This window comes from Rhodococcus sp. BL-253-APC-6A1W (assembly GCF_012843405.1).
Taxonomy (GTDB): Bacteria; Actinomycetota; Actinomycetes; order Mycobacteriales; family Mycobacteriaceae; genus Rhodococcus.
The window spans coordinates 1-3,331 of sequence record NZ_JABAFB010000026.1 but is presented as its reverse complement, the minus strand read 5'-3'; the positions used below and the strand labels follow the sequence as shown (position 1 = coordinate 3,331).

Genomic DNA, 3,331 nt, shown 5'->3' with positions numbered 1-3,331 from the left:
GTGGGGTTGATCCGTCTCTTGCCCTGCAGGCGGGGTTGCTGTGAACCGTTGGACTCAACTCACCCTGACACGCAGGGCATTAGCGTTGATCGCACTCTTTGTCGCCGGGCTCAAGTGGGATTGGCTTGCCGGCCGCTACGGTGGGGTCCTTGCCCCGCTGGGGGCGATCGTGGCGGCCGCGATCGCATCGGCTGGTGGTGCGCGGCTGGCAAAGGCCCAAGCACTCAACGCAGACAAGACACGGACGGAGGATGCGGAGAAAGAGCTCTGGAGCAGATTCGAGGGGGCAGCGAAGCAACTCGCTGATCAGGGAAACTTCATGATCCGGGTAGCGGGGGTGTATGCCTTCGTGGGGCTGGCCGGCGATTGGCTTCGGCATCACGACCGCCGAAAGCGGGTAGGAGTCCCCACCGCCCGGGTGCAGGCAGAATGCGAAACGATCACGGACACCCTGTGCGCGTATCTCCGCCAGAACACACATAAGACGGGTACGGAAGAACACAGGGCTGGCGAACGAGTAGTAAACGAAGCGATCATCTCCCAGTTCCGAACCCATCTTTTTCTCGGGGGCAAGAACCGCGACGGGATCGAGACAGAGAAGGGCGCATGGGCCGGCCACGGGTTGCAATTGGACCTGCATGGGGTTGACCTCGAACGCTCGTACTTCGATCGGATGGACCTGAAGAGGGCGACCCTCACAAGGAGTGATTTGTTCGATGTCGACCTGACCCAGTCGTGCCTTGACGGAGCAGATCTGAGGAAAGCCGACCTGTGCGGTGCGGATTTGAGTGGAGCTTCCGTGAAAGGGGCGATTCTCGATGGGGTCAAGTACGACGCCAAGACGAGGTGGCCCACGCCCAGCTTCGGACTCCCGCCGGGCGCGCAGGAGATCACGCCACCTCGTAGTCACGTGACGGACGCTTCATCTTCGGCAAGTTCTGGTGCTACGGGGTCATAGCCGAGGATCAAGGCAACATCCCCAACAACGGATTTTGTGCGGTGTACTGCACCCGTTGAAAGCCTGTGTGCTGTGAGCTGGGGTGATGGCATGTCCCGGTGTGCCCTGCGTGTCAGCATGAGCTGAGTCCACTGGTTCACAGCAACCCCGCCTGCAGGGCGAGATACGGATCAACCCAACGATGACGATGTCCACCCAACGATGACGATGTCCACCCCTACAGCGGTCGAGGACAATGACCGCATGGCCTCCACTCACCCCCGCGCCGACGGACCCCGCCGGCGCGTGTTCAGCCCCGCCGACAAGCTCTCCCACCTGGCCGCGTACGAACAGGCCTGCGAGACGAACGAGGGCGGGGCATACCTACGCCGTGAAGGCCTGTACTCGTCGCTGATCAGCGAGTGGCGCAAACAACGCGACGCCGGGGTCCTCGACGGCAAGCAGCCCGGCGCGAAGATCGGCAAGCTCACCGCCGAGCAGGCCGAGATCGCCCGCCTCAAGCAAGAGCTCGCCCGGGCGAACAAGCGGTTGACCACCACCGAGGCCGCCTTGGACATCATGGGAAAAGCGCACGCTCTCTTGGACTCTCTCTCCGAGAGAGCGGATTTCGGCGACAAGCCCAACAAGCGCTGACCGTAGCGTGGACCGAACTGACCGAAGCCGGGGTGTCGACGAGGACGGCCAGCACGCTGACCGGTGTGGTCCGCTCGACCGCGGTCCGGCGGCGCACCGCAGCCACCACACCGACCCCGCCGGTGATGTCGGCTCCGCCGGTCGAGCCGGCGAACAAGCTCACGCCGATCGAACGCCGCCGCATCCTCGAGGTGCTCGATAGTGATCGGTTTGTCGATCAGGCGCCGCTCGAGGTGTATGCGCAGCTGCTCGACGAGGGCATCTACCTGTGCTCGGTGTCCACGATGTACCGGGTGTTGCGGGAGAACGCGCAGGTCAGCGAGCGTCGCCGGCTTGCGCGGCATCCGGCGAGGACCTGCCCGGAGTTGGTCGCGACCGCGCCGCGGCAGGTGTACTCGTGGGACATCACGAAGCTTGCCGGGCCGGAGAAGGGCCGCTACTTCGATGCGTACGTGATGATCGACATCTACTCGCGGTACATCGTCGGAGTCCATGTTCACGCGCACGAATCGGGTGTGCTGGCGCGGGAGTTGATGGAGCAGATCTTTGCCGTACACGGCATTCCGCAGGTCGTGCACGCTGACCGTGGTACGTCGATGACCAGCAAGTCCGTCGCCACGTTGCTGGCCGATCTCGAGGTCACCCGTTCGCATTCGCGGCCGCGGGTTTCGAACGACAATCCGTATTCCGAATCGGTGTTCAAGACCCTCAAGTACGGGCCAGGGTTTCCTGATCGGTTCGGATCACTCAGTCAGGCAAGGGAATTCATGATCAGCTTCACCGAATGGTACAACCACGAACATCGCCACACCGGAATCGGGTTGCACACGCCCGCCGATGTCCACTTCGGTCTGGCCGCCGGCAAGGCCGCCGAACGCCGGCAGGTACTCGATGCCGCCCGTGCCCGGCATCCGCACCGCTTCGGCACCACCACCGCGCCGAAGATCCTCGACCTGTCCGACACCGTCTATATCAACCGGCCAGCCGACGATCCCGAGACCACAGTGGAGGACGACACGATAGCCGCCTGACACCCACTGGACTCAAACCGCTTGACACATTCCGAACGGCTGGACCGGCGACGCGGATCATTCGCTGCTCAGTTATCGATGTCCAGGTCCGTGGTTACTGCAACCGAAGCAACCCACTTCCCTTCGGCCTCGACAATTGAATGCGAGATCGAGATCACTACCGCCCCCTCACTCACGCACACTTCATTTGCGAAGGTGGCTGCTTGGTTGGACAACTCGCGGTGTAGCTCAGTAAGGGTGCTGTACGGACCAAGTTCGAGGGTGTAGACCTCATACGCGTGGTTCGTGCTCATTGCCTGAATGATACGGCTTGTGCATACACGGACATGCCGTGAAGTGTCAGTGTCGATTGATTTCGCCATTACGCCTCTGCCGCCGCGCCGAACTATCTACTTACCCGGCCGGGTGGTAGATGTACTGGATTCTTCATCTACCACCCGGCTGAGATCACTCATTGAGTGAGGACCTGGAGTCCCCACGATGTGGTTGGCGCGTCCGCAATTTCTAGGTCTTGCTGATCGGGGTCTACCCAGTTCACTGCAACAACCACATACGGAAAGTCATCGGCGTCGACACGTATGCGCACTCCTCCTTCGCCTTTGGCATACGTGCAACTGTGTTCCGAGTGGGCCATCGGAACTTGTCAAGGTGATTGAGTCCAACGGGAGTTACGCGACTGCTTGATCAGCAGCAGGTCCGCCCGAGTCGT

Annotated in this window: 3 protein-coding genes; 2 read left to right on the top strand and 1 reads right to left on the bottom strand. The window is 61.8% G+C overall.

Annotated elements, in window-relative coordinates:
* Positions 1-40: 40 nt before the first annotated feature.
* A complete protein-coding gene (locus HF877_RS21570; protein ID WP_206037472.1) occupies positions 41-958 on the top strand; it encodes a pentapeptide repeat-containing protein in 918 nt (305 codons plus the stop codon).
* A gap of 243 nt (positions 959-1,201) precedes the next feature.
* Positions 1,202-2,622, top strand: a protein-coding gene (locus tag HF877_RS21040; protein WP_169623142.1) for an IS3 family transposase whose coding sequence is annotated in 2 segments (ribosomal slippage) — positions 1,202-1,565 and positions 1,565-2,622 — 1,422 coding nt in all. Because the reading frame shifts where the segments join, the coding sequence is not laid out codon by codon here.
* A 68-nt stretch (positions 2,623-2,690) separates the two neighbouring features.
* Here HF877_RS21040 and HF877_RS21035 read toward each other — a convergent pair.
* Positions 2,691-2,915: a hypothetical protein gene (locus HF877_RS21035; RefSeq protein ID WP_059384860.1), complete on the bottom strand. Its 225-nt coding sequence runs from the start codon at positions 2,913-2,915 to the stop codon at positions 2,691-2,693.
* Positions 2,916-3,331: the final 416 nt, after the last annotated feature.

Excerpts from the sequence above, each read along its gene's own strand:
- HF877_RS21035 (WP_059384860.1), bottom strand. The coding sequence starts at position 2,915 with ATGAGCACGAACCACGCGTATGAGGTCTACACCCTCGAACTTGGTCCG.